This is a genomic window from Luteolibacter sp. Populi (genome assembly GCF_040801775.1).
Lineage (GTDB): Bacteria > Verrucomicrobiota > Verrucomicrobiia > Verrucomicrobiales > Akkermansiaceae > Haloferula.
Window position 1 is genome coordinate 5594425 of the sequence record NZ_CP161812.1, and the last position, 24160, is coordinate 5618584.

Below are 24160 nucleotides of genomic sequence, written 5' to 3' on the forward strand. Positions count from 1 at the left end.
TATGGCAATTACTCTAACACCCTACGGCACCGGCGCGACCGCCGTGGAAGATTCCCCGCTGCCATCGGATGCAGCGGCGGAAGATGCTCTGCAGGAAAATCCCCTGCTGGCGGAGATGGCCCCGGCGGCCCCGGACCCAACGACGGGGGATGAAGCGGTCAGCGACCTGGCCGCGGAGCAGGCGCTGCGCGGGCTGGATAGCGGCGCTGCCGAGGCCGCGGAGCAGATGCAGCCCTATGCCGATGCGGAGGAGGCGCGGCGGCAGCGCTGGCAGCAGGAGAACCAGGCGGAGGTCTTGCCGAAGATCGATGGCGCGGTGCTCGATGTGGAGAACTTCGCGAAGGACAAGGGGATGGCGCCGGAGCTCGCCCGCAAGCGGCTGGTGGGAAGCTTCCTGCGGATGGGGAATGGCGGCCTGGAATTCCAGAGCCCGCTGCAGCGGGACCTCTTCCGCGACGAATACGCGCGCCGGCATTTCGGTGGCGAGGGCGCGGGCAACGACGACGCGTTCTTCGCGCGGATGGGGAAGGATGCGCAGGGGAGGAAGGCGCACGCGGACATCGTGAGGGAGATCGGCGTGCAGGCCGTCACCTCGGAACTCGTGCGGCTGGCGAGCGGCGGCATCGATTCCAAGTCGTCGACGCTCTATCTCGAGGAAGCGAAGAAGAAGCCCGGATACGATCCGAACCATGCCGCGATCTATCTGGAGAGATGGAACGGGATCCGGGCGGAGACCCGCGAGTTGTTGGGGTCGGCGGAGCTGCCTTTCATCAATGCGGCGAACCGGATGACCCTGGGGGATCTGGATCTCGGGCGCTTCTACGAGGATGTGAAGCCCGAGGACCGCGAGAAGTTTTTCTCGGCCCTGAAACTGTGGGCGCAGGCGATGCCGGTCGGGAAGCAGCCGGAGTTCTGGGACAACCTGATGAAGAGCGCCGGGCGGGGAATGGCGCAGGCGAGCGATGATCTGCTCGGGGAGGATTCGACGCTGGGGACGAACGAGAAGTTTTTCAACCGGGTCGGCGGGGCGGAGATGGAGCAATTCAGGCAATGGGCCACCCGCGGCAAGCGGCCCGACGATCCGCTCAAGCCGAGCGACGCGACCATCCAGGCGGAAGCGGATGTCCGACGCGAGGCCCGCAACCGGATGAACTTCCGCGACGACATCAACCGGATCCGCGACGGGAGCTACGACCCGATCCGATACCTGAACCCGGACGGATCATGGGGCAAGATCGGCGAGCAGATCGCCTACGGCATGCCGGCGATGGTGCAGTACGCCGGGACGGCGATGATCCCCGGTGCCGGCATGCCGATGGTCTTCGAGCTGAACCGGAGGACGCTCTACCGCGATTTCCGGCGGGACTTCATGGACCGCGGAGGCCTGAGCAACAACGAAGCCAGCGATGTCGCGGAGATGGCCTCGGGGATGGCGGCGATTCCCTACACCCTCCTGGACAAGCTGGCGGTCGGGCTCATCCGCGGCAAGGCGCCCTTCCTCACCAGGACGCTCGAGTCGATGGCCAACCGCTTCAAGAGCGGGCCGGGCCGCTTCACTGCTCGGACCCTCGGTGCGGGGTTCTTCGAGCTCGGGATCGAGGATGGCCAGGATGCCCTGGTGCCGATCACCGAAGAGCTGGCCGCCGCCTTGTCAAAAGACTCGCGGCTCGCGATCGGGGCGTGGAGGAACGGACACGATGGCTACCTCGACGGCTTCTGGACGCGGCAGGTCGTCATCTTCGGATCGATGGCACCCTTCGCGGGGATGGCCGGCCTGGGCGGCATCGATCAGGACGCGCGGGCGGCTGCCTATGCCCAGGCCAGCGATGCGCAATTGAGGGCTCTCGGGCACGGCCCGCAATCGGTCGCTGCCATCCGGGAGGCGCTGGGCAAGGGGATGTATTCGGCACACCTCGCGATCGGGGAGGCGCAGAAGACCCGCGATCCGTTCTCCGTCGAAGCCAAGGCGGCGGTCGACCAGCTCGTGGCCGAGGCGGAGCAGCAGCAGGCCGCGGTCGAGCAGGCGCAGCTTTCGGGCGCGATGCCGACCTTCCACCACTCCGCCGACGGCACGACCTGGACGGTCTATGACGGGGCGAGCTCCGCGGAGATCGGCAAGGCGGCGAACGCGAATGACGCGCTCCGCCTGGCCGCCGCGCACGGTCCTGCGGTCGATGAGGACAATGCCGATCTGTTAGCCTATCTCGGCTCGACCATGATGGGGATCGAGAAGGTCGTGGATGGCAAGACGGAGACGCTCTTCCGGCCGGGCATGGAGCTGACCGCGGAGCAGCAGGCGGCGGTCTCGGAGGGCGACTTCGAGAGCATCCGGGCGCAGGTGGCGGCGCGGGACCTGCTCGCAGGCACGCCGGGGATGGCAGGCGTGGTGCTCGGGCGGAGCACGACGGAATTCAAGAAGGGCGTCCGGCGCACGGTCAATGAGCTGAATGCCGGCGCGGCCCTGCCGACGGTCTTCCACGAGACCACCCACGGCCACCTGGAAGAAGCATGGGCCAGCGGTGTCCTGTCCCGCGGCGAGACGGAGAGCTTCCTGCGCGCCGCGGACACGATCTTCGCGGGGAAGACCACGAAGGACGGGCGGCCGATCCGCTTCCTGCCGGACGGTCCGGTGAGCGATACGATGCTGCGGGAGGGCGTGAGCGAGTTCGCGGAGATGGAACTCTTCCGCACCCGCGCCGGTGGCAAGGCGGGCGCGGCCAAGCCGGCGATTGCCGGTCTGCCCTCCGGCCTGATCTCGCGGAATGTCGCGGCCTTCGCGCGCCTGGCACCGGGAGCGGCGGAGAAGTTCACGCGCTTCATCGAAGCGGCCCGCTCCTTCTGGGGCGTGACGCTCAAGCGGGCGACGGTGATGGAGAAGGCGATCCGGGATGGGCGGATGAACGAGGCGGAGCTCGCTGCCTTCAAGGAGAAGCTCTACGGTCTGAAAGGGCCGGATGCAGCGGCCGCGGCGGGAGGAAATCCAGCCAGATCAGGCGATGAAGTAAGAGGACCATCGAGGGTTGCTCAGGACTGGGCGGCCCCTCCTGCTTTTTCCGTGGCACCGATCGAACCGGGACCGCGAAAGGCAGAACAGGGTCGCGAAGCGGAAGCAACGGGTATCGGCAGGAGCCGACGAAGAGAGTGCGGAGGATGCACCAGTGCCGGAAGGCGGACTAGGGGATCCTATGGAGGTAGTTCCAGAGGGAAACATCGCCGCCGACGGTCAACAGACTGCGAACGACGAGATTGAGAATGGAGGAGAAGACCGCGTAGAAGACACGCCGGACGGCGGCAAGGTAATCACCACGCCGGGAGGTTACCGGTTCTTCCTGGACAAGCTGGGCCGCACGATACGGGTGATGGCGAAGCTGAAGAGCAATCGCAATCAAAAGCGCAGCAAGAAGGAGCAACTGGAAGCCGGAGGCGAATATCGGCTTTCCTCCGACGAGGGTGGACACATCTTGGCTCGGATCTTCAACGGCCCTTTGGGCAAGTACAATCACTTTGCGCAGGACAGAAATCTAAACCGGGGGAAATACAGAACCCTCGAGAAACAGTTGGATATTCTGCTCCAGACGGAGCAAGATGTGGAGACTGAAATCAAGGTGTTCTACCGCGGCAAATCCCTGCGGCCCTCCCGTTTGCGGATCAAGGTCTCGATTGACGGACGCAAACCCATGATCGTAGAGTTCGCCAACAGAAAATACGGTATATGAAGAGTGAAATTTTGGATATCTATCAAAGGATTGGTGAGTGTCTGGAGGAGAACTTGGAGGAAGGGTGGGAGATCGCGTGGGTGCGCAGTGAGATAGATGACGATGTTTCGAGCTCGGAGGTCTACTACAAAGACGCTGACGGGGTGTTTCACTATGACGCGCCGTCTGACGATCTGGCTGATGCAGCCATTGAACTGTGGGAACTTTCCGCGGAAAGTGGTTCGAAGTGGTTCGAGATGACCTACAAATTGTCGAGCAAGGGGGAGATGGACGTTAGCTTTCGGTATGAGGAGGTGGCCAACGCCGAGCTCGGTGGTCGGTCAAAGGAGTGGATTTCCGAGAATCTTGGCAACGTGAAGGTGAGCGGCTTCTGGGCTGGTCAATGACAGGCGTACCGGGCGCTTCGCCGCCTGGGTCTTCGGTGCCGGGCTCTTCGAGCTCGGGGGAGAGGATGCGCAGGATGCACTGGTGCCGATCACGGAGGAGCTGGCCGCCGCCTTGTCAAAAGACTCGCGGCTCGCGATCGGGGCGTGGAAGAACGGACACGATGGCTACCTCGACGGCTTCTGGACGCGGCAGGTGGTCATCTTCGGGTCGATGGCACCCTTCGCGGGCATGGCCGGGCTGGGCGGCATCGATCAGGACGCGCGGGCGACTGCCTATGCCCAGGCCAGCGACGCGCAGTTGATGGCGCTCGGGCACGGCCCGCAAGCGGTCGCTGCCATCCGCGAGGCGCTGGGCAAGGGGCTGTTTTCGGCCCACCTCGTGATCGGGGAGGCGCAGAAGACCCGCGATCCCTTCTCCACGGAAGCCAAGGTGGCGGTGGACCAGCTCGTGGCCGAGGCGGAGCAACAGCAGGCCGCGGTCGAGCAGGCCCAGCTTTCGGGCGCGATGCCGACCTTCCACCGCTCCGCCGACGGCACGACCTGGACGGTCTATGACGGGGCGAGTTCCGCGGAGATCGGCAAGGCGGCGAACGCGAACGACGCGCTCCGTCTGGCCGCCGCCCGCAGTACTGCGGTCGATGAAGATAATGCCGATCTGTTAGCCTATCTCGGCTCGACCATGATGGGCATCGGGAAACTCGCGGATGGCAAGACGGAGACGCTCTTCCGGCCGGGCATGGAGCTGACCGCGGAGCAGCAGGCGGCGGTATCGGAGGGCGACTTCGAGAGCATCCGGGCGCAGACGGCATTGCGTGATCTGCTCGCGGGCACGTCGGGGATGGCGGGCGTGGTGCTGGGTCGGAGCGTCACCGAATTCAAGCAGGGAGTCCGGCGCACGGCCAACCAGCTGAATGACGGCGCGGCCCTGCCGACGGTCTTCCACGAGACCACCCACGGCCACCTGGAGGAGGCATGGGCCGGCGGTGCCTTGTCGCGCGGCGAGACGGAGAGCTTCCTGCGCGCCGCGGACACGATCTTCGCGGGGAAGACGACAAAGGACGGGCGGCCGATCCGCTTCCTGCCGGACGGCCCGGTGAACGACACGATGCTGCGGGAGGGCGTGAGCGAGTTCGCGGAGATGGAGCTCTTCCGCACCCGCTCCGGCGGCAAGGCAGGCGCGGGCAAGCCGGCGATTGCCGGTCTGCCCTCCGGCCTGATCTCGCGGAACATCGCGGCCTTCACTCGCCTGGCACCGGGAGCGGCGGAGAAGTTCACGCGCTTCATCGAAGCGGCCCGTTCCTTCTGGGGCGTGACGCTGAAGCGGGCGACGGTGATGGAGAAGGCGGTCCGCGAGGGAAGCATGAGCGAGGCGGAACTCGACGCCTTCAAGGAGAAGCTTTACGGGCTGAAGGGTTCGGACGCCGGGGCAAGAAATGCAGGCGGGCCCGGCGGTGAAGTACGGGGGATACCGGAGATGGGGCGAGGGACCATCGGCGAGTTCGAAGACTCCTGGGATGGCGCTGCCGTAGGTCGAACTACCTCATTCTCTCTCGGTCCCATGACCGATCCTCCCGTAAGGGTGAGGGAAATTCTTAACGGCGCAGAGCTTGCCTCGGTGGAAATCGATGCGATCCAAGCGCGTGCGGGCGAGCGTGCTTCCGATGCCGCGCGCCGGTGGCTGGCAGAAAACCCGCAGGACCAACTCGCGCGACCGGGCCTAGGGCAGGTCATCTTCGACGAGCGCTCGATCAAAGACACACTCGGGCACGGCTTCAGCGGACCGAAGCTCAATGTTCTTGTGGCCGTGCCGGAGGTAATCGGTCGCGGCACCCTGATCGACGTGAGCATGGACCACGGCGGCAAACCGATCCGCAACTGGATCCTTGCCGCCCCCGTCGAACTCGGCGGGAAACGGCACCTTCTTTTCGCGAGGCTGCGTTCTGAGGTATCCGACAAGGCAGGCACACAGGGTATCCCGCGCTTCTACGTGCATGAGGTGGCGATTGAAGAACGCCTCCACCAAAAAATAGAGTCCGATTCCCTCAAGACCGGTGCCGCATCCGCAAGGGAAGTTGGGCGTGACGGTGGAATCGAACTCTACCTTAAGCTAGCACGCCGGGCGCTCGGTCTCAAGGAAGAAAATTCCGGAGAGGACGGAACTGATCGCATCTTCCGCGAGCCCGAGCTTGAGATGTCGGACGGCCAGTCGGTAGAGGTTCCGGAAGAACTCCTCAAAAACATGACTCGCGACATGGACGATCCCTATGCTCCGAGGGAGGGTCGGGTGCCGCTCGATGGTCTAGCGGAGCATGTGAAGCAGGTTATTCTTGCGAGGGCTACGGCAATCGCGGGTTTCGAGCGTGAGCATGGCGTGGTGTTGGACCCCGACGGGATCCAGACTTGGAGCAAGATAGGGGAGCGGGATAGGGTTTCCGTGCCGAAAGGAGAAGGGTGGGGTAAGCTCTTTTTGCACAACCATCCCGGCAAGTCTCCACCTAGCTGGCATGATCTGATCAAAGGCTGTGAAGAGGGGGTGTCCGACATGCTGGTCGCTACGGAATCGGATCTGTTCTCGGTGAAGTTCCTGGAGCAGAATCCTGAAAATTTCTACGCGCGGTGGGAATACTTCCAGCGTATCGGGGATGCCGTCGGTCGGGAATGGCTGAGGCGGCAGGGAAGCCCGGACCTCCGCACGAATTCCGAGGAGGTCTATGCGGTGATCCAGCATGCGGTTCTGGTGGAACTTGACCGGCGGGAAATGATCCAGTACTCAAGAATAAGACGATGATCGAATCAAAACATGAGATCGGCAGCAATGCTTGGTATGACGATCTGGAGGCTGACCTGAGCGCCAGGGGGATCTACGTCAATGAAGAGGCGATTGAGATCGAGAGATATCGGCTGATGTTCAGCGAAAATATCCGTATTCGTCCAGACACACGTTGGCTGGAGAAGAGCGCCCGCGAAAGTGGCGATCTTCCAGACCACATGGCCTACGATGAATGGGTCGAGTCGCTCATGATCGAGGACAAAAAGAAGAATCCAGAGTGGTATGCGGGATGGGAGCCAGGCCGATCCCAGGATACGGTGCTGCCGCAGAGGAAGGGAGGCTGATGCCAGCCGTCGGTTGACGGGGGCAGTCCTTGCAGTCGATGGGTTCAGTCCTTGAGTTTCGAGTCCATCGCCGAAATATCGATCTGTTGGAGTCTTAGGCCCACGACTTCCTTCAAGCGGAAGCGGATCTCCGGCGCGAGGCCCGCGACCGCGCGAACTTCCGCGACGACATCAACCGGATCCGCGACGAGAGCTACGACCCGATCCGGTACCTGAACCCGGACGGGTCATGGGGCAAGATCGGCGAGCAGATCGCCTACGGCATGCCGGCGGTGGTGCAGTACGCCGGGACGGCGATGATCCCCGGTGCCGGCATGCCGATGGTCTTCGAGCTGAACCGGCGTACGCTCTACCGGGACTTCCGGCGGGATCTTCATGAACCGCAGGGGCTTGAACAGCCAAGAGGCCAGCGAGGTGGCGGAGATGGCCTCGGGGATTGCTGCGATCCCCTACACCCTCCTGGACAAGCTGGCGGTCGGGCTCATCCGCGGCAAGGCGCCCTTCCTCACCAGGACGCTCGAGTCGATGGCCAACCGCTTCAAGAGCGCGCCGGGCCGCTTCGCCGCCCGGACCTTCGGTGCCGGCGTATTCGAGCTGGCTACCGAGGACGGACAGGACGCGCTGGTGCCGATCACCGAGGAACTGGCCGCGGCCTTGTCAAAGGACTCGCGGCTCGCGATCGGGGCGTGGAGGAACGGGCACGATGGCTACCTCGACGGCTTCTGGACGCGGCAGGTGGTCATCTTCGGATCGATGGCACCCTTCGCGGGGATGGCCGGCCTGGGCGGCATCGATCAGGATGCCCGGGCGAACGCTTATGCCCAGGCCAGCGACGCGCAGTTGATGGCGCTCGGGCACGGCCCGCAAGCGGTCGCCGCCATCCGGGAGGCGCAGGGCAAGGGGATCTTTTCGGCACACCTCGCGATCGGGGAGGCGCAGAAGACCCGCGATCCCTTCTCCACGGAAGCCAAGGCAGCGGTGGACCAACTCGTGGCCGAGGCGGAGCAGCAGAGAGCCGCGGTCGAGCAAGCCCAGCTTTCGGGCGCGATGCCGACCTTCCACCATTCCGCCGACGGCACGACCTGGACGGTCTATGACGGGGCGAGCTCCGCGGAGATCGGCAAGGCGGCGAACGCGAACGACGCGCTCCGCCTGGCCGCCGCGCACAGCAGCGCTGTCGATGAGAGCAACGCCGATCTGTTAGCCTATCTCGGCTCGACCATGATGGGCATCGGGAAACTCGCGGACGGGAAGACGGAGACGCTCTTCCGGCCGGGCATGGAGCTGACCGCGGAGCAGCAGGCGGCGGTTTCGGAGGGCGATTTCGAAAGCATCCGGGCGCAGGTGGCGGCGCGGGACCTGCTCGCGGGCACGCCGGGGATGGCAGGCGTGGTGCTGGGGCGAAGCGTCACCGAATTCAAGCAGGGAGTCCGGCGCACGGTCAACGAGCTGAATGCTGGCGCGGCCCTGCCGACGGTCTTCCACGAGACCACCCACGGCCACCTGGAGGAGGCATGGGCCGGCGGTGCCTTGTCGCGCGGCGAGACGGAGAACTTCCTGCGCGCCGCCGATACGATCTTCGCCGGCAAGACCACGAAGGACGGCAGGCCGATCCGCTTCCTGCCGGACGGTCCGGTGAGCGATACGATGCTGCGGGAGGGCGTGAGCGAGTTCGCGGAGATGGAACTCTTCCGCACCCGCTCCGGCGGCAAGGCAGGCGCGGGCAAGCCGGCGATTGCCGGTCTGCCCTCAGGCCTGATCTCGCGGAATGTCGCGGCCTTCGCGCGCCTGGCACCGGGAGCGGCGGAGAAGTTCACGCGCTTCCTCGAAGCGGCCCGTTCCTTCTGGGGCGTGATCCTCAAGCGGGCGACGGTGATGGACAAGGCGGTTCGCGAGGGGCGGATGAGCGAGGCGGAACTCGATGCCTTCAAGGAGAAGCTCTACGGGCTGAAGGGGCCGGATGCAGCGATAAGAAGAGAAGCAGTCGGGCGCGGCGATGAAGGACGAGGGATATCGGAGATGCCGCAGGCCGGCGTGGGCTCCCCGGCTTTTTCTTTGGCTTCGGGTGGGCCGGAACCGCGGAAGACAAACAAGGCCCCGGAGCCGAAGCAACGGGTATCAACCGAAGCCCGCGAAGAGAGTAAGGAGGATGCACCAGCACCGGAAGGCGGACTAGGGGATTCCATCGATGTAGCTTCAGAGGGAAACGCCACAGCCGCCGATCAACAGACTGCGAACGAGGAAAATGAGAATGGAGGAGAAGACCGCGTGGAAGACATGCCGGACGGCGGAAAGGTGATCACCACGCCGGGGGGGGTACCGGTTCTTCCTCGATAAGCTCGGTCGAACGGTCCGGGTGATCGCTCTGCTGAAGGGCAATCGCAATCAGAAGCGCAGCAGGAAAGAGCAACTGGAAGCTGGCGGCGAGTATCGCCTTTCTACCGACGAAGGCGGACACTTCCTGGCACGGATTTTCAACGGTCCCTTGGGCAAATACAACCATTTTGCGCAGGACCGAAATCTAAATCGAGGAAGATATAGAAGCCTTGAGAAGCAATTGGATATTCTCCTCCAGGCGGGGGAGGATGTGGAGACTGAGATCAAGGTGTTCTACCGCGGCAAATCCCTCCGGCCTTCTGGTTTACGGATCAAGGTCTCGATTGACGGGCGCAAACCTAGGATCATAAAGTTCGCCAACCGGAAAAATGGCAAATGAACAAGGAAATGATGGATATCTATCAGAAGATCGGTGACTTCTTGGACGGGAACGTGACGGAAGAGTGGGAGATCGCATGGGTGCGCAGTGAGATCGATGACGGTGTTTCGAGTTCGGAGGTATACTACAAAGCCGCTGATGGGGTGTTTCATTATGAGCCGCCGTCCGACGATCTAGACGATGCAGTCATCGAACTGTGGGAGCTTTCCGCGGAGAGCGGCTCGAAGTGGTTCGAGATGACCTATAAATTGTCGAGCATGGGAGAAATGGATGTCAGCTTTCGATATGAGGAGATGGCCAACGCAGAGCTTGGCGAGACGGGCGGCCGGGCGAAGGAGTGGATTTACGAAAATCTTGGCGACGTGAAGGTGAGCGGTTTCTGGGCTGGTCAATGACCGGCGTACCGGGCGCTTCACCGCCCGGGTCTTCGGTAGACGGAAGACGGTCACAAAGTTGTTGAGTCAGCCCGGGAGTGCTGCCGGAGATTCACCGTGCGGTGTAGGATGCGGAGCAAGGGGATGGCTCCGGAGCCCGCCCAAGCCATCGGGCAGGTCCAAGAGATCCGGGAGGCAATCAAGGCCGGCCCCGAAGCGGCGGCGCGGGTCATCGCGGAAGCGGATCCAGTGCGCGACCCGTTCAGCCCCGACGCGAAGGCCGCGGTGGACCAACTCGTGACCGAGGCGGAGCAGCGGCAGGCAGCGATCGAACAGGCCCAGCTTTCGGGCGCGATGCCGACCTTCCACCGCGGGCGGGATGGCACATGGACCGTGTACGACGGCGGAACCTCGGCAGAGATCGGGAAAGCCCCGACCATGGACGGCGCGCTGCGCCTGGCCGCGGCGCATGGCGCGATGATCACGGAGCGCGGACCAAGAGCTGAGTCGGCAGAGGCGGAACTCGAGAGGTCCGCGTCCGATCCGGATGGACAGCGCGAAGATGAAGCGGCAGACTCGCCGGCAAATGTCTTCGGAACAATCTATAGGCCCATTGCTTCCAGTGAACTCACCGACTGGGAACAGCGAGCCCTGCGCGCCGCCGAGCGGGATGTGGGACGGAGCAACGTTCGTGTGGTTAAACTCGCCTACGAAAACCGTCCGGGGAAAAGAAGGGCCTTACGTGCTGAACGGCTGGCGGAAGAGATATTTAGAAAGAAAATCGTCTTCGTAAAAACAGCCGGCGGCAAGCAGCTGCCGTTCGAGGCCTTCGTCAATCCGGAGGATGCGAATACGATCATCGTGGACGTCGATTCGCGGGCGGGTCTCTCCTACCTTCTCGGCCACGAACTGGGCCACTCCATCCAGCACCAGCAGCCCGATCTCTACGATGCCTTCCAGAAGGAACTCCTCGCCATGGCGGAGGACTGGAGCGACTACAGGGAGAAGAAGCTCCGGGGGCACTATAAGACGGAGGCACAGTTCGAGGCGGAGTTCACCAACGACTTCATCGGCAGCCAGATGTATCAGCCGGAATTCTGGAACCGGCTGAAGCTGCGCAACCCCGGTGTCTTCACGCGCATGGTCGGTGCGGCGCTGGATTTCCTCAAAACCATCGGCACCCGCATCGGCATCCTGGAGCGGGACGTGCGGCCCTACTTCAAGGATATCGAGAAGGCGCGCACGGCACTGGTGGAGATGCTTGAGGAATACCAGCGCGGCGCGATGCCGGACCAGTCTGTCAGGAAGCGTGAGTTGGGGGACGCGCCGGACAACGAACTGTCGGCATCGGGAGGTAGAAGGCTGAACGGGAAAGTGGAGGAGAATGATGGAAACCGAACAATATCAGAAGCGGTAGGCGACGGAAAAGTTGCTGAGCCAAGCCGCGGCCAGTCTCGAACAATGGATGGCGCTTCTCCGAAGAAAGCGGAAGCCAATAGGGCGGCTCAAGGCTTGGGAAGAATCCGTATGAAGAACAACTATTTGTACATTGCAAACGACAAAGGGCGAGTCATCAAGACGGGCGGCTACCTAAGGCTCAACTTCAATCAAACAAGAGACATTGATTCCCAGCGGCGAGCGGGAGGAGAGGACTGGCAGCCGGGAGACCATGGTGGGCATTTCTGGGCGCGAATCTTTGATGGTCCAAGCGGTGGCATCAATTTGTTCGCACAAGATCCTAACTTTAATCTAAGCGCCTACAAGATCCAAGAGAACAAATGGCGTAGCGCGAAAGAGGCGGGAAAATCTGTATACGCCGTGATAGATGCCTTTCTATCAAGGCGAATCCCAACGCCCCGATCGCTTGGTGATCCAGACTTGGATTGCCGATGAAAACCAAGGGAAGGTAACCTACCGCAATCGCAAAGGAGGAAAATGAACAAGCAACCCGAAGATTTTTATGAACCCATAGGCCAAGCTTTGGCCGACACTGTGGGAAAACCGTTCATTGCCGCTTGGATCCGCGTGGAGATCAGGGACTCGACATCCGCCGTCTCCGTCTTTTACCGCGCATCGGACGGCGAATATTACTATGCCGACAGGAGTGAAGAACTCGATGAATTCATCTACCGCCATTGGGAGATGGCGGCGGACCAAGGTGAAAATTGGGATGAAATGACATTTCGTTTGGAATCATCTGGCGAGTTTCATGTTGGGTTTGAATACGACATCCCGATGGAGATGTTCTTGGATGAGGAAAAACGGGATGAATGGCTTCAGAAGAACCTTGGTGAGGTGAAGGTAAATTATCCACCGGGCGTGGATCGTCACAATTCGCCTTGAGGGCAGCTTGCCAGGTCTTGTAAGGGGGAAATCTCGGATCTATGGGGCATCGGCGACTTCATCGGGATCGGCCCCACGGGTGCCAGCCTGCGGGCGGAGTGGCAGGTGACCCAGCGTGCGCTGTTAGAGAAGCGGAACTTCGCCAGCGACGTGCGCCGGATCGAGCGGGAGGGCTACTCGCCGATGAAGTCGGCGTGGGGCGAGGGGCCTCCGGGAATGGTGGAGGGCGGCCTCTACGGCGTGCCCGGGGCGCTGGCCAGCACCTCGCTGGCGGCGGTGCCCTACGTGGGACCGCTGGCGCTCTACTCGTCCATGGAAGCAAGCGCCTACGACGAGGTGCGGGAGAACATGCTGCGCGGCGGCGCGACGGACGAGGTGGCGACGAGCGCGGGCTACGAGCTGGCCCCGGTGCTGGCGGTGCCGCTGGCGGCGCTGGAGAAGGTTCAGGCGTCGGCCTTCCTGGGCAAGCTGCCGCTCTTCGAGAAAGCCTTCATGCGGGTGGCGGATCGCCTGCAGTCGAAGCTGCTGCGCGGCGGGCGCGGGTGGTCATCGGCGGGATGGAGCAGACGGCGATCGAGAGAGGGCAGGACCTGATGCCGGAACTCATGCAGGACATCGCCCACGAGTTCTCCGCGATCTACCCGGACATCGTCTGGCGGGATGGCAAGAGTGGCGCGCTCGACGGCTTCTGGACGCAGACGGGATCGACCTTCGTGACGATACTGCCGCTGGCGCTGATCGGCGCGGCGGGCGCGGCCAATGCCGACCAGCGGGCGTCCGAGTTCTCGAAAGCGAGCGATGGGATGCTGCTGGCCTTCGGTGCCGCGCCGGAGAAGCTTGCCGCCCTGCGGGAGGCGCAGCAGCAAGGATCCGCTTCCCTGGCCAAGGCGGTGGAAGACCTGCTGGCGACACGGGATCCGCACAGTCCCGGCGCACGCGCCGCGGTGGAGGAACTGGTCGCGGAGCAGGAGTCGCAGAGGCTGGCGCAGCAGGTGGCGGAGATGAGCGGCCGGACACCGGGGATCCGGCGCGCTGCGGACGGCTCCTGGGAAGTCTACGACGGCAGGACCCGGAAGGAGATCGGCAAGGCGGCGACGATGGCGGACGCCCTGGCGATGGCCTCCGCTCAGCGCACGGCACAGGAAGACGAGCAGGCACTGCTCGACGCCGGCGGCTTCCGCAATCTGCCGACGGAGGGCGAGGCGCCCCCGGGGGAAATGTCTGTTTCGGGGGGGATGGAGATGAAGAGACCGCCGCGCCGGACGGGAACCCCTACCGGAATGACGATGGATCTCTACGTATCCCGGAGCGCGCCAGCAGCCGCAGCGATGCATCGCTCGCGGAACATGAGCAAAAGCTTATCGGCTTGTTAGACGATTCCGGGAAGGCGGATGCCGCCTACGATGCACTGCCGGACTCGCGGGGCGGCAAGGTGACCGGCACGGACATCGTGCGGGATCTGCTCCGGATCGCCCGGGAGAAGGGCATCACCTCGCTGGCCGGGAGCCCGGAGTTCCGAAAGTTCGCCGCGGGTGCCATCCTCGCCGCGGGCGGCGAGGCCACGGAGGAGGCGATCGACCAATTGACCGGGACTTTCCTGAACGCGGCCCCGGATACGAATCTGGCGGACGCGTGGGAAAATGCGATGAAGGCGGGCGGCATCGGCGCTCTCCTCGGCACTGCCACGGCGATCGCCTCGACCGCGCTATCCGGCGGCGACCCGGCGAATCCGACCGGCACTGCCGATGCCTCCACCCCACCCATCGCGGGTGACAGCGCGGGGGATGCAGGCCTGCAGACCCTGCACGAGGACCTGCGTACGGCAGGCATCGAGGTCAGGGAGGAACTCGACCGGAGGAGCGAGGGGCTGTGGGACCGCATCAGCGATTCCACGGTGCCGACCGCACCGGTGGAGGAGACCGCAGCAGATCCCGCCGCCGCGGCAGCCTCGGCCACCGAACTTCAAGCCGCGGGCCTGCCGGTGATGACTTCCCGGGAGGACGGCAGCGTGCAGATCGACTACCCGGACCGCGCCAGCGAGCTGCTGCCCGGCCAGGAAGAAGCCGGCGAAGCCCTGCGCCGCTGGGAGGACAATCGCAGTGCGGAAGTGATCGGTGAGATCCGCGCCAGTCTTGATTCCTTCAAGAGAGGGCCGGGCGAAAGTTCCGGCACCGCGGTGCAACCGGATGCGGACCCTCTCAGCCGGGGTGATCAAGCGGCCAAGTCGGAAGCGATCGGGCAAAGGGTGTGGATCGCGGCCCCGCGGATCGGCGCGGAACTGAGGCTGGATGCGGCCGATCTGAAGCAGATGCCGGTTCTCGGCTCCTCCCCGGAGACCTTCGCGGAAAGTAATAGATCCATCGTAGAAAAAATGTAAGCGTGGTCCGGAGCGCCGTCCGGTTTCCCTTGCCGGGGTCGAGCTTCAGGCCGCTTTCCGGATGGGCTTGCCTTGGCGGGCGCGCAGCCAGTTCGCCGGCGTGAGAGTGACCGCGTTGCTCGCCATCATGTCGGGCAGGCGCGTCAGCACGTCTTCCAGATACTCCCGCGTGTCGATGCCCGGCCGGCGGCAGTTCTCGACGACGGTGTAGAGGATCGCCGCCCGCTGCCCCGCTTCACGGCAGCCGATGAAGAGCCAGTTCTTGGCTCCCAGCTTGGTCGGGCGGATGGCGTTTTCGACGAGGTTGTTGTCGATCTCCACCCGGCCGTCGCCGAGATAGACCTCGAGCTTGCTCCATTCCTTGATGGCGTGGCCGACGGCCTTGCCGAGCGAGCTTTTGGGCAGGATGGCGCGCAGCGCGAGACGGTCGAAGAGCTTCTTCAAGCGCCGGTGGATCATGCGACTATGCGAGACGCGGATGGCTTCGCGCAGGGCGGGACCGGCCTTGGCTTCACGCAGTTCCTTTTCAATCCGATAGAGGTGGCCGATCTGGCGGAGGATCCACGCAACGAGCCGAGGTTGCTGGTCCTTTGCCTCGAAAAACTTCCGCCGGACGTGGGCGTGGCAGCCCATGAGCGTGATCTCCTGCTTGTCCCTGGCCCAGGCGGGGTAGGCCTTGTAGCCGTCGCACTGGATGGTGCAGGGCGCAGTGTCGCCGGGGTCACCGAAGAGTTCGGTGATGCCGCCCGCGTCGCGACCGGCGCGCCAGTGGTAAACGACGGTGCCGTGCGGGATGTTGGAGGTCCAGAGGTAGCCGGTCTGTGCCTGGCCGCTGCCGGACGCGAGGTAGTCGACCGGCGTTTCGTCAAACTGGCGGTAGCGGCTTCGCCAATGCTCGTGCTGGATGGCGCGGTAAATGGACGAGAGCCAGTGCGCCCCGAGCGCGGCCCAGTCGCAGAGGGTCTTGCGGTGGAAGCTCACGCCCTGGCGGGTAAAGATTTCCGCCTGCCGGTAGTAGGGCAGGTGGCAGACGAAGCGGTTGTCGATGATCTCGGCGATGAGCCCCGGCGTGGCGATGCAACGGTCTAACAAGGACGGCGGCAGCGGGGCGACGACCGGCCTGGCGAGCACGTCGCCCTTGCGGACGTACTTGCCGCGCACCAGCCGGATGCGCAGGAAGCGGCCGGGCTTGTAGTCGAGCTGTTCGCGGACTTCCTCGCCGATGCGCCGCCATTGGTCCGGGGCGGCCAGCACTTCGGGCGGGTCGGGGACCTGTTCGATGACGGACAGGTGTTCGGGGATGCGCGGCGGACGCGGTTGCTGGCGGCGCAGGTCGCGGCGGACGGGATCCTCAGCCGCCGGTCCGTGGTCTGCGGGATCGGCGGCGGGCGCTTTTTTTGGCGCGTCGAAGAGTTCGAGCTGGGCGGGGTCGAGCTGCTCGCTCGACTTGCCGAAGACCCGGCGGCAGAGGGCGTCGATGGTCTGCTTGAGGACGGCGATCTCCGCATCGCGCTTCGCGATCTCGCCGAGCAGGTGCTGCCGTTCGTCGTCCTCCATCTTCGAAGGATATCGTAGCAACCGGCGTGCCGTTCCCGGGCGGTCAGGGCAGTTCATACCACGGGCGCTTGCAGCCGTGGCGCATGTCGATGCCATCGAGCAAAAGCGCCAGCGCGGTGGAGTTCAGGCGCAGCTTGCCGTCCTTGATGCCGGTGCCCTTCGGCCAGGCGAAAGTCCCTCGCTCGAGCCGCTTTGCCAAAACCCACAGCCCGCTGCCATCGAAGTAGAGGATCTTGAGCAGGGTGCGGCGTTTGTTGGTGAAGGCGAAGATCACGCCGCTCTTCGGGTCTTCCTTGAGCTTGGTGCCGACGGCATCGTGCAGGCCGTTGAAGCTGCGGCGCATGTCGCAGGGTTCGACGGCGACGAAGACCTTGAGGCTGCCGGAAAAGCTCAGCACGGCCGGGACAGCTCGCGGATGAGTGCGGCAGCCAGCGGCACGGCGGCTTGGCCGGCGACATGGAGTTCGGTCCCTCCCGGCAGGATCAAACGCAGGCTGCCATCACGGCAAAGCACGGCCGGGGTTTCGAGTTCCACCAAGGCCAGCGTGGCCGGCGCCGGAAGACCCGGAGCCGGGCGGGCGCGCTTCCGTTTCTGGATCCAGGCGGCGAAGGTATTTCACGCCGTGGAGGGCGGCGAACTTCGGACCGCTCAGGCCGCTGGAAGCATAGGCATCCAGGATCGCGGCCTTCTGCTCCGGTGCATAACGCAGGCGTCCGCGCCGGTCGAACTTCACAAGCGAGTCGTGCGTAGCATTCATACGACGCCACGCTATCAACGCTACGCTATGCAGCGGAGGAAGACCGTGAGGCGGTTGGGACCACGCTTACGAAAAGATCGCGCAGGGCGCGGAACCGCTGGCGGCGATCGGCGAAACTGCGGGAGGCATCGGCAGGTGGCTGCTCGGATCGCCGAAGGGTATCAGCGCGGCTACCCCGTGGCCGCGCCGCCGGAACTGGTGAAGGTCCTCCCCGCCGCCCGGGCGGAGACCCGCTACTACATCGCCGGCGGCAACGTGGTGGCCGTGGACAAGGGCTACAAGATCATCGACCCGATCCACATCCCCTCGATCAAGATCCAGATCGAGGAGGAATAAACCCTTTCGGCATCGATTCCAGACTCATCGTCGGGGCCGCGGGTATTCACCTGCGGCTCTCGCCGTTTGCCGCTCCGCTGCTATTGGATCTCGATAAGCCGCCAAAACTTCACTCCCGAATCAGCTGCTTCGGAACCATAATGGGTCTCCTTGCCGTCCCCTTGGATAGTCTCCAAATCCGTCCATTGCTTCAGATCGGGAGAGGACTGTACAAGATAGGGGAAGCCCAGCTTGGTAATGGTGAAGAGCTCGATGCCGGGGCGGACGATCAGGGTCATGTCAGGAACGCTGATCGGGTCGCGAGGAAGTTTGCCAACCGATATTTCCAAACCATCGGTGAAGCCGTCGCCATCGTGGTCAGGATTGCCGGGATTGGTGAAATGGATGCTGACTTCGTCGGGGTCGCTGAGCCCGTCGTTGTCGGTGTCGGCTTTGGTAGGATCGGTCTGGTAGGAACTGCCCTCGTCAGCATCGACGATGCCATCGCCGTCGCTGTCGGTTCCTAGGGGGGTGGGGGAAAGCCGGAGAATGGAGGTTCCGGTGTAACTTGCAGAGAGGCCGCCGGAGAGAGGTGGCTGCAACTGGAGAGAGTAGTGTCCCGGAAGGAGAATGCCGGGAGGCACCGTTTGATTGGACTGGACATGGTTCAATTTCCACCCTGAGACATTGAAATAGTATGGAGTGGTCGTGGCGAACTCAATGCGTAGAAAGAAGTGTGTTCCGGTGGCATTGCCGGCGCGCTGATAGTTCGAAACGAACTTGATGTCTACGGACCCCCAGTCGGCGCTGCCAATCGAAGCAGCCGGAGTATTCCAAACGGGGACGGTGATCGCGGAGCTTACAAAAGGGGCTGGTCCAACCCATTGCTTGTTGGTGTGGCCGGCGTAATATGGCAGATCAAGGACACGCTGACTGTTCTGGGGTTTCAGCGGGAAAGTGTAGGAATAGTATTCGATCGCCGGTGCCACGGTGACCTGGGAGACATGGGAGGTGCCGTTAGTGTCCGTAAAGCTGTAGTCGCCAGAGACATTCGTGACGAGACTTTGGTAAAAATACAGCGGCGTAATGGAGGCCGATGCAGAGAAAGGAATACCCAGGAACGCGAGGAGGGGGAGGCGGTGCATGGTGGAATGGGACGCTATAGGAGGGACAGAATCAAGGCGAAAGCCACCACGCTTTCGCGTGGTCCCGATTTCCGCACCGCGCGCTCTGCGCATCACTGTCGCATCTCTCATCTGGAGGCCAAAGGTCCTCTTACGGGACTCTGTAAATCCCTTTGCGACCAATCCGGATGGTGCCGTTGCCGCAGATTTTCGTGATCGCAAAGGAAGTCGTGGGGCCGGATACGTAGGTGAAGTCCGGCGTCCAGAGCGTGAACTTCATCGCCGGGGGCTTGTCGTTGTAGCTGCCCATTCCTCCGTTCGGACCCCAGTCCCCACTCTTTGCACCGTTGATGTAGTTTTCGTCGTAGACCAACCAGAATGGATCGACCATCTCGACCTCTGTCACGGCCGCCAGTTTGTCGCCTGCGGCGTAGGACGGCGCATAGTTCGGTGCGTAAACCTGAACATAGGCTGTGCCGGCCTTGATTTCCGAATCCAGCATACCGGAAATGACAAGCTCCTGCCAATTTCCGGGGACGCCATCAGTACGCGGAATGAGATTTCTAACGACGCTGATTCCGGTGCCGGCGCTATCGATCACCCATCCGGTGGCCTTTTGATTGCTGCCAGCCGTGCCTGCAGTGTAAGGATTTGGGGTGATCCAAGACGGATCGGCGCTTGGCGGGATCGTCAGGAAAGGTGGGCCAACAGCTCGGCTGGACACCTGCGTCGCGAGATAGCGGCCCAAGGTGATCCCCCCATAAATATTAGGGTGGACGTTATCGAATACAAACTTGCTGTCGGAGAAACCGTTTCCGTCTTCATCAAGAACATGCGCCCACTCCACCCATTGGATGCCCCGCACCGCCGCCGCCGCCTTCAGCGTTGCGTTGCAAGCTAATTGCTTCTCCCTGAAGCTTGCCGCTACCCCGTGATCCGCGCGAACGCCAAGGATCTCCAAGCCGATCACTTGTTTTCCTGCGGTTCTCGCTTCGTCCCATAGGGCGATTATCCGCGTCGCCGCCGCAGCAGCGCTGCTACTGCTGGCGATATCATTGGCCCCCAGGAGGATGAGAATCGTATCTGCCTCCGACCCCAAGGCAGCTGTCCACACGTCCCGTGAACTGCCGCCTGTTAGGAACCCACTCGACTGTACCCCGGAGACCGCAAAGTCATTTTCGCCGGTGGCTGTATACCTCAGGAGGGAGACCTTGTGTCCGAGCGTGCTGCGGAAAGCGGTCCCCCACCCCCCCGGAGCGAAGTTGGCGCCAGTGGAGTTGTATACCCGGTGGCTTGTCCCCGCCGTGATGCTGTCTCCTACCAAGGCGACCTTGGCGATTGGCAGGAAAGATGCCATCGGGCTCACCCGATAAAACATTCTCGGGTCCACGATCACTTCGCTGAATGAAAGAACCTCTCCTGTGCCCTGAAACTCGTCGCCCGCCGCTTGCCACACGTTTTCCAAGGATAGATCGCTTCGCTCTACCCGATATTTGAACCCCGGAAAACTTTTCCACGACATCGTGAACTCCCCGTTCCCTTCAATCGTCGTTGTCAGGGTAGACAAGCCATCGATGGCAGTTTCTGCACCGGCGGGCGGACACTGGAGGACACAGCAGGCGAGAAGGTGAAGGAAGGGGTCTTTCACGTCTCCGCCCAGCCTGCCCTTATCGGTGTTCAGGTCAAACCGGAAAGCGGGAATCAGATTTTCTTACTACTTGGAAGGTCGATTCAAGCGGATGCTGACGGCGACTCCTTCTGATCCAGTACTGCGTGGCATCGACTGCTGGGACGTTTTCTCTGGGGATGCGGTTCGCTCCCAGCTGAAATTACCGCGGTCTAGCGTATCACACGGGCAGCATTGCGAAATGGGGGGCGATGGATGGCTGGCAGTAGAACGCCTTCCCCTGGATACCTTATGCTGCAGCTGTATGGTCACCAGCTCTCAGATATCGCAACTTCTCTTCCCGGGCAACGGCTCGACATCCACGCCCTACCCGCTCACGAACCTACGCTTCGATGAGAACGCGTGGCTGGTGGTGGTTGAGATAGCCGAGGATGGCGTGATCACCTTGCTTGACGAGGGGGCGGACTACACGGTCATGGGAAGTGGGGCCGCGAGTTCGGCCTCAGTGGTGACCGGCGTGCGGGCGATTCCGGTAAGTTCGCAGTTGCGAGTGACGAGGAACACACCGCGCACGCAGGAGGCGGATTTCACGGCGAACGGTGCAATTCCTTCGGCAACTTTGGAGCGCCGGCTGGATTGGTTGACGATGCAGAACATCGATCTCAAGCGCGACCTCGACGCCCTCCCAGTGCTGAATATTGCCGATGCGGTGGAGGCTTCTGAATCCGCCGCGCTGGCTGCTTCCTTAGCTGCGGGAGTGGCAGAGGAGGCTGCCACATTGGCCGTTACCAACCGCTTCCCGCCCGGTCCATATGTTGACGACAAGGACGCCTTCAACCATCAGGTTCCCGTTGACTCCATGTATAGGAAGGCCGCGGGCGTCCTTGCATGGCGGCAGAAGCTAGTGATCGGTAAGGTGGCTATGGGTCCAGGAGACTCACAGACCGCCTTTGGTGCCGCTACCCTCATCGAAACCGGCGCGTATTGGGGCTGGCTCCGCTTCATGCTCGGCTCGCGGCTGGATATCGTGTCGGATACCGCCGCCGGAAAGATCCCCTTCGCGACGGGCGGCCACAAGATTTCTCAGTTCGGAGTCCATGTCACCGCTCTTATCGCCACTCTGCCCGGTTCCCAGATCAAATACGCGTGGGTGATGGGCGGCACGAACGACGCGCTGGCGAACGTGGAGCCGGCCCAATCCGCGTTGGACATGAGGAATGTGGTCTGTGCTCCGCTCAAGGACGCCGGCATCGTGCCCCTTGTCTTCGCTCCCTACCCGATGCCACTTGCTGTTCTGACCGGAGGCAGCGGCGAGGACAACATGACCGGAATCTACTCGGCTAGGATTGTTGCCCTGCGTGCCGCCCTCGCCGCCATGTGTGCCGCCGAGGGCATCCCCTACTATGATCTCAATTCGTCGATCGAGCTTTCCCCTGGCGTGGCAAATCCGGCGATGATGAATGACGATGGCAATGTCCACCTCGGGCCATACGGTGCGGCCATCTTCGCCCGTGTTGCCGCTGTTCAGGTCTCCGCCGACTTCGACCTCAGTGAGGTCGATCCGCTGAATAATGTCGATTACATAACGCCTAACGCTAACTTCTCGGCGATCTCCGGCGGCGTCAATCCGACAGGCTATTTCTTCAGCCCCGGCGGCAGTATCACACCATCGATTGTCACCGATGGTGACGGCACATGGTGGCGGCTGCAAGTCACGGCAGGAACCGCCGTTACGTTATGGCATCCGGGGCAGAACACGGAAGGCGACCCAGCGGGCCTCGACGTTGACGGCATCCTCCGCTTGCGGGTCCAGGCAGGGGAACTGAAGCACACCCGCTTTATGATCACTCCGATCCTGAACGGCGCTTCCCGCTCCTCGGATGCGACCTCGGTCGCCGCCCGTGCCGCGGTTATTCTTCCGGTAGACGGCATCAAGATCTTCCGCACGCCAATCGTCACGATCGGGGCCGATGCCAACATCATTCCCCAGTGGAATTTCACCGCCGGAGCCGCGGGCGTTACCGTGGACATCCAGCTTCCAACCGTCCGCCTATACCCATGACCACAATTACCACCCCCACACATGGCAGCCCGGACCTCGCAAAGAAACACCCATGCCCCCCTTTCTCCGCAACCTCCTCGCTCCCTTCCGCGGGGGCTGGCTCAACCGGATCGACCGCGATCCTTGGCAAACTGACATGAATCCACTCCTTAGCATGGAATTGACTTCCGATCATTGGTGTGCGGAGGCGATCCGCGAGGTCCTGCCCGGCGGGCGGGAGATGCCGGTGCGGCGCTTTGGGGTGATCCACTTCACGGCGGGCGCGACGGCACGGTCCTCCATTGGCTTCTGGCGCACGCCGGAGGCGAAGGGGGCGGGGGCGCATGTGGTGATCGATCGCGATGGCACGATCTACCAGTGCCGTCCCTTTGACCGCACCGCGGGACATGCGGGCGTGAGCAAGTGGCACGACGGCCGCAAGAGTTATGAAGGGCTCAACTCCTGCGCGATCGGAATCGAGCTGGCGAATGCGGGCAATTCCTATCCCGCGCTCAAGCGCTTCTCGGAATTGCCGCCGCTGCTGGCGCGTCACAAGCACGGCGGGCCGCTGCGGGAGTGGGAGGCATTCCCGGAAGCGCAGTACCACGCTTGCGAGGCGCTGTGCCGCGCGCTGGTGGCCCGCTACCACCTGGACAATGTGATCGGGCACGACGACATCGCTCCGCAGCGCAAGTCCGACCCCGGCCCGGCCTTCCCGATGGGGCGCTTGCGCCTGGCCTGCGGCTTCCCGGAAGCCATCTCCTGAATCTCAGCCTCAGGGCCTCCGCCCATGCACCCGACACCGATCATGATTTCCCAATTCCACGAGAAGCTCCTCTTCGGGATCGGCTCGCTCATTGCCGCCGCCGCCGGGTGGGCCAGCTCCATCCTCAGCGAGGGGGAGTTCCGATGGCTGGCGATCACCTTCACGTCCTCGATCCTGATGGGGACGCTGGTCTCGCTGATCGTGAAATCGCCGTCGGATACCATCAAGGTGACCGTGGGGCGCGCGGGTGTAGCGATCTTCCTCGGCACGGTGGCCACGCGCGAGCTGGTGCTTTGGTGGGGGATCGATGCCTTCGAGCGGGACTCGATCCGCTTGGCCGGGGTGGCGGCCGGGGTGACCATCGTCGGGATGACGGTGGGCTACCCGCTGCTGCTGCTCCTGAACCTGAAGGGAAAAGACTGGGCGAAGTGGGTGCTCGGGCTTCTCGGGCGGCTGGTGGGGAAGAGCGATGGAAAGTGAGCGGGGCTCACTCCACCACCCGCACCCCGCAACGGCGGAGGCGGACGACCACGCGGGCTTCCGCGGAGCTGAGAATGGATGGCGGCGGATCTTCCCACCCCCCCGGCGGGGCGCGGCGGCCACCCTAGGCTCCTACATTAGGGAGCCTCCCACCAATGGGGCTCTAACAGATCTGCACTCTGTATCTTGTATCATTCAGGCATTCTTGAATGCCAAGAAATCCGAACAAGGCCGACTACTCCCTTGGATTCCCGGAAGGCTTCGAGACCTTCGCTTTCATCTAGGACCCGCGCGACGGCGGCAACACCCACCATCACTTCGGCGAGATCCTTTTCACGGCCTTCGCGGCCCTCCTCTGCGGCGTGCGTTCCTACGAACTGATGGAGGAGTATTGCGAACTCAAGGAAAGCTGGCTGCTCAAGCTGCCCAACGGCATCCCCCTGCGCCAACCCCTTCTCGCGCGTCTT

The 24160-nt window shown here is 63.1% G+C and carries 22 protein-coding genes and 1 pseudogene; 18 read left to right on the forward strand and 5 right to left on the reverse strand.

Annotated elements, in window-relative coordinates; genetic code table 11:
• Position 1 precedes the first annotated feature (1 nt).
• From ABWK72_RS22735 to ABWK72_RS22795, 13 genes are all read left to right on the forward strand, one after another.
• Positions 2-3250 carry a hypothetical protein gene (locus ABWK72_RS22735; RefSeq protein ID WP_367871872.1) on the forward strand — a complete coding sequence of 1083 codons (3249 nt, stop codon included), beginning with the start codon at positions 2-4 and terminating at the stop codon, positions 3248-3250.
• Complete coding sequence (locus ABWK72_RS22740) at positions 3186-3716, forward strand: DNA/RNA non-specific endonuclease (RefSeq protein WP_367871873.1); 531 nt, start codon at positions 3186-3188, stop codon at positions 3714-3716. The genes ABWK72_RS22735 and ABWK72_RS22740 overlap by 65 nt, the downstream gene beginning before the upstream one ends.
• Positions 3713-4102 carry an immunity protein YezG family protein gene (locus ABWK72_RS22745; protein WP_367871874.1) on the forward strand — a complete coding sequence of 130 codons (390 nt, stop codon included), beginning with the start codon at positions 3713-3715 and terminating at the stop codon, positions 4100-4102. The genes ABWK72_RS22740 and ABWK72_RS22745 overlap by 4 nt, the downstream gene beginning before the upstream one ends.
• An 82-nt stretch (positions 4103-4184) precedes the next feature.
• Entirely contained in the window at positions 4185-6890 is a 2706-nt protein-coding gene (locus ABWK72_RS22750; RefSeq protein ID WP_367871875.1) for a hypothetical protein, read from the forward strand.
• The gene (locus ABWK72_RS22755) at positions 6887-7216 is read left to right on the forward strand and encodes a hypothetical protein (protein WP_367871876.1); all 330 of its coding nucleotides are present in this window, start codon (positions 6887-6889) and stop codon (positions 7214-7216) included. The genes ABWK72_RS22750 and ABWK72_RS22755 overlap by 4 nt, the downstream gene beginning before the upstream one ends.
• Positions 7217-7591: 375 nt before the next feature.
• Entirely contained in the window at positions 7592-9553 is a 1962-nt protein-coding gene (locus ABWK72_RS22760; RefSeq protein ID WP_367871877.1) for a hypothetical protein, read from the forward strand.
• A gap of 19 nt (positions 9554-9572) precedes the next feature.
• The gene (locus tag ABWK72_RS22765; RefSeq protein WP_367871878.1) at positions 9573-9932 is read left to right on the forward strand and encodes a DNA/RNA non-specific endonuclease; all 360 of its coding nucleotides are present in this window, start codon (positions 9573-9575) and stop codon (positions 9930-9932) included.
• Positions 9929-10327 (forward strand): immunity protein YezG family protein, encoded by a 399-nt coding sequence (locus tag ABWK72_RS22770; RefSeq protein WP_367871879.1) that lies wholly within the window; start codon positions 9929-9931, stop codon positions 10325-10327. The genes ABWK72_RS22765 and ABWK72_RS22770 overlap by 4 nt, the downstream gene beginning before the upstream one ends.
• 123 nt (positions 10328-10450) lie before the next feature.
• Positions 10451-12199, forward strand: coding sequence for a DNA/RNA non-specific endonuclease (locus ABWK72_RS22775; RefSeq protein ID WP_367871880.1), 1749 nt, complete (start codon positions 10451-10453; stop codon positions 12197-12199).
• Between the two features lie 42 nt (positions 12200-12241).
• Complete coding sequence (locus tag ABWK72_RS22780; RefSeq protein WP_367871881.1) at positions 12242-12649, forward strand: immunity protein YezG family protein; 408 nt, start codon at positions 12242-12244, stop codon at positions 12647-12649.
• 105 nt (positions 12650-12754) lie between these two features.
• Positions 12755-13243 (forward strand): hypothetical protein, encoded by a 489-nt coding sequence (locus tag ABWK72_RS22785; RefSeq protein ID WP_367871882.1) that lies wholly within the window; start codon positions 12755-12757, stop codon positions 13241-13243.
• Entirely contained in the window at positions 13207-14022 is an 816-nt protein-coding gene (locus ABWK72_RS22790) for a hypothetical protein (RefSeq protein ID WP_367871883.1), read from the forward strand. Before ABWK72_RS22785 ends, ABWK72_RS22790 begins: the two co-directional genes overlap by 37 nt.
• Positions 14016-15026, forward strand: a complete 1011-nt coding sequence (locus ABWK72_RS22795; protein ID WP_367871884.1) for a hypothetical protein — start codon at positions 14016-14018, stop codon at positions 15024-15026. The genes ABWK72_RS22790 and ABWK72_RS22795 overlap by 7 nt, the downstream gene beginning before the upstream one ends.
• Positions 15027-15071: 45 nt before the next feature.
• On the opposite strand, the gene ABWK72_RS22800 is transcribed toward ABWK72_RS22795, so the two are convergent.
• Genes ABWK72_RS22800 through ABWK72_RS22810 form a run of 3 tightly spaced genes read right to left on the reverse strand, consistent with a single transcriptional unit; the run spans position 15072 to position 17117 of the window.
• Positions 15072-16583, reverse strand: a complete 1512-nt coding sequence (locus ABWK72_RS22800) for an IS66 family transposase (protein ID WP_367871885.1) — start codon at positions 16581-16583, stop codon at positions 15072-15074.
• Positions 16584-16626: 43 nt separating this feature from the next.
• Positions 16627-16980: an IS66 family insertion sequence element accessory protein TnpB gene (tnpB, locus tag ABWK72_RS22805; RefSeq protein ID WP_367871886.1), complete on the reverse strand. Its 354-nt coding sequence runs from the start codon at positions 16978-16980 to the stop codon at positions 16627-16629.
• Positions 16974-17117 (reverse strand): hypothetical protein, encoded by a 144-nt coding sequence (locus ABWK72_RS22810; protein ID WP_367871887.1) that lies wholly within the window; start codon positions 17115-17117, stop codon positions 16974-16976. Before ABWK72_RS22810 ends, tnpB begins: the two co-directional genes overlap by 7 nt.
• Positions 17118-17475: 358 nt before the next feature.
• Here ABWK72_RS22810 and ABWK72_RS22815 point away from each other — a divergent pair, with 358 nt between their 5' ends.
• Entirely contained in the window at positions 17476-17676 is a 201-nt protein-coding gene (locus tag ABWK72_RS22815; RefSeq protein WP_367871888.1) for a hypothetical protein, read from the forward strand.
• Between the two features lie 80 nt (positions 17677-17756).
• On the opposite strand, the gene ABWK72_RS22820 is transcribed toward ABWK72_RS22815, so the two are convergent.
• Positions 17757-18800: a hypothetical protein gene (locus ABWK72_RS22820; RefSeq protein ID WP_367871889.1), complete on the reverse strand. Its 1044-nt coding sequence runs from the start codon at positions 18798-18800 to the stop codon at positions 17757-17759.
• 130 nt (positions 18801-18930) lie between these two features.
• On the reverse strand, positions 18931-20427 hold the full coding sequence (locus tag ABWK72_RS22825; protein ID WP_367871890.1) for an SGNH/GDSL hydrolase family protein: 1497 nt from the start codon (positions 20425-20427) through the stop codon (positions 18931-18933).
• A gap of 283 nt (positions 20428-20710) precedes the next feature.
• On the opposite strand from ABWK72_RS22825, the gene ABWK72_RS22830 reads away from it, so the two are divergent.
• The 4 genes and pseudogenes from ABWK72_RS22830 to ABWK72_RS22845 all read left to right on the forward strand — a co-directional run.
• Complete coding sequence (locus tag ABWK72_RS22830) at positions 20711-22468, forward strand: SGNH/GDSL hydrolase family protein (protein ID WP_367871891.1); 1758 nt, start codon at positions 20711-20713, stop codon at positions 22466-22468.
• A 52-nt stretch (positions 22469-22520) separates the two neighbouring features.
• Positions 22521-23213: an N-acetylmuramoyl-L-alanine amidase gene (locus ABWK72_RS22835; protein ID WP_367871892.1), complete on the forward strand. Its 693-nt coding sequence runs from the start codon at positions 22521-22523 to the stop codon at positions 23211-23213.
• Between the two features lie 24 nt (positions 23214-23237).
• Positions 23238-23693 carry a hypothetical protein gene (locus tag ABWK72_RS22840; protein ID WP_367871893.1) on the forward strand — a complete coding sequence of 152 codons (456 nt, stop codon included), beginning with the start codon at positions 23238-23240 and terminating at the stop codon, positions 23691-23693.
• A gap of 296 nt (positions 23694-23989) precedes the next feature.
• Positions 23990-24121, forward strand: a pseudogene (locus ABWK72_RS22845) (hypothetical protein); the annotation flags it as partial.
• Between the last annotated feature and the right edge of the window lie 39 nt (positions 24122-24160).

Bases quoted from the DNA above. Each gene is read 5' to 3' on its own strand.
- ABWK72_RS22745 (WP_367871874.1), top strand. From the start codon at position 3,713: ATGAAGAGTGAAATTTTGGATATCTATCAAAGGATTGGTGAGTGTCTG.
- ABWK72_RS22740 (WP_367871873.1), top strand. From the start codon at position 3,186: ATGGAGGTAGTTCCAGAGGGAAACATCGCCGCCGACGGTCAACAGACT.
- ABWK72_RS22790 (WP_367871883.1), top strand. From the start codon at position 13,207: ATGGAGCAGACGGCGATCGAGAGAGGGCAGGACCTGATGCCGGAACTC.
- ABWK72_RS22820 (WP_367871889.1), bottom strand. From the start codon at position 18,800: ATGCACCGCCTCCCCCTCCTCGCGTTCCTGGGTATTCCTTTCTCTGCA.
- ABWK72_RS22755 (WP_367871876.1), top strand. From the start codon at position 6,887: ATGATCGAATCAAAACATGAGATCGGCAGCAATGCTTGGTATGACGAT.
- ABWK72_RS22800 (WP_367871885.1), bottom strand. From the start codon at position 16,583: ATGGAGGACGACGAACGGCAGCACCTGCTCGGCGAGATCGCGAAGCGC.
- ABWK72_RS22835 (WP_367871892.1), top strand. From the start codon at position 22,521: ATGCCCCCCTTTCTCCGCAACCTCCTCGCTCCCTTCCGCGGGGGCTGG.
- ABWK72_RS22735 (WP_367871872.1), top strand. From the start codon at position 2: ATGGCAATTACTCTAACACCCTACGGCACCGGCGCGACCGCCGTGGAA.
- ABWK72_RS22840 (WP_367871893.1), top strand. From the start codon at position 23,238: ATGCACCCGACACCGATCATGATTTCCCAATTCCACGAGAAGCTCCTC.
- ABWK72_RS22775 (WP_367871880.1), top strand. From the start codon at position 10,451: ATGGCTCCGGAGCCCGCCCAAGCCATCGGGCAGGTCCAAGAGATCCGG.
- ABWK72_RS22770 (WP_367871879.1), top strand. From the start codon at position 9,929: ATGAACAAGGAAATGATGGATATCTATCAGAAGATCGGTGACTTCTTG.
- ABWK72_RS22780 (WP_367871881.1), top strand. From the start codon at position 12,242: ATGAACAAGCAACCCGAAGATTTTTATGAACCCATAGGCCAAGCTTTG.
- ABWK72_RS22760 (WP_367871877.1), top strand. From the start codon at position 7,592: ATGAACCGCAGGGGCTTGAACAGCCAAGAGGCCAGCGAGGTGGCGGAG.
- ABWK72_RS22830 (WP_367871891.1), top strand. From the start codon at position 20,711: ATGGTCACCAGCTCTCAGATATCGCAACTTCTCTTCCCGGGCAACGGC.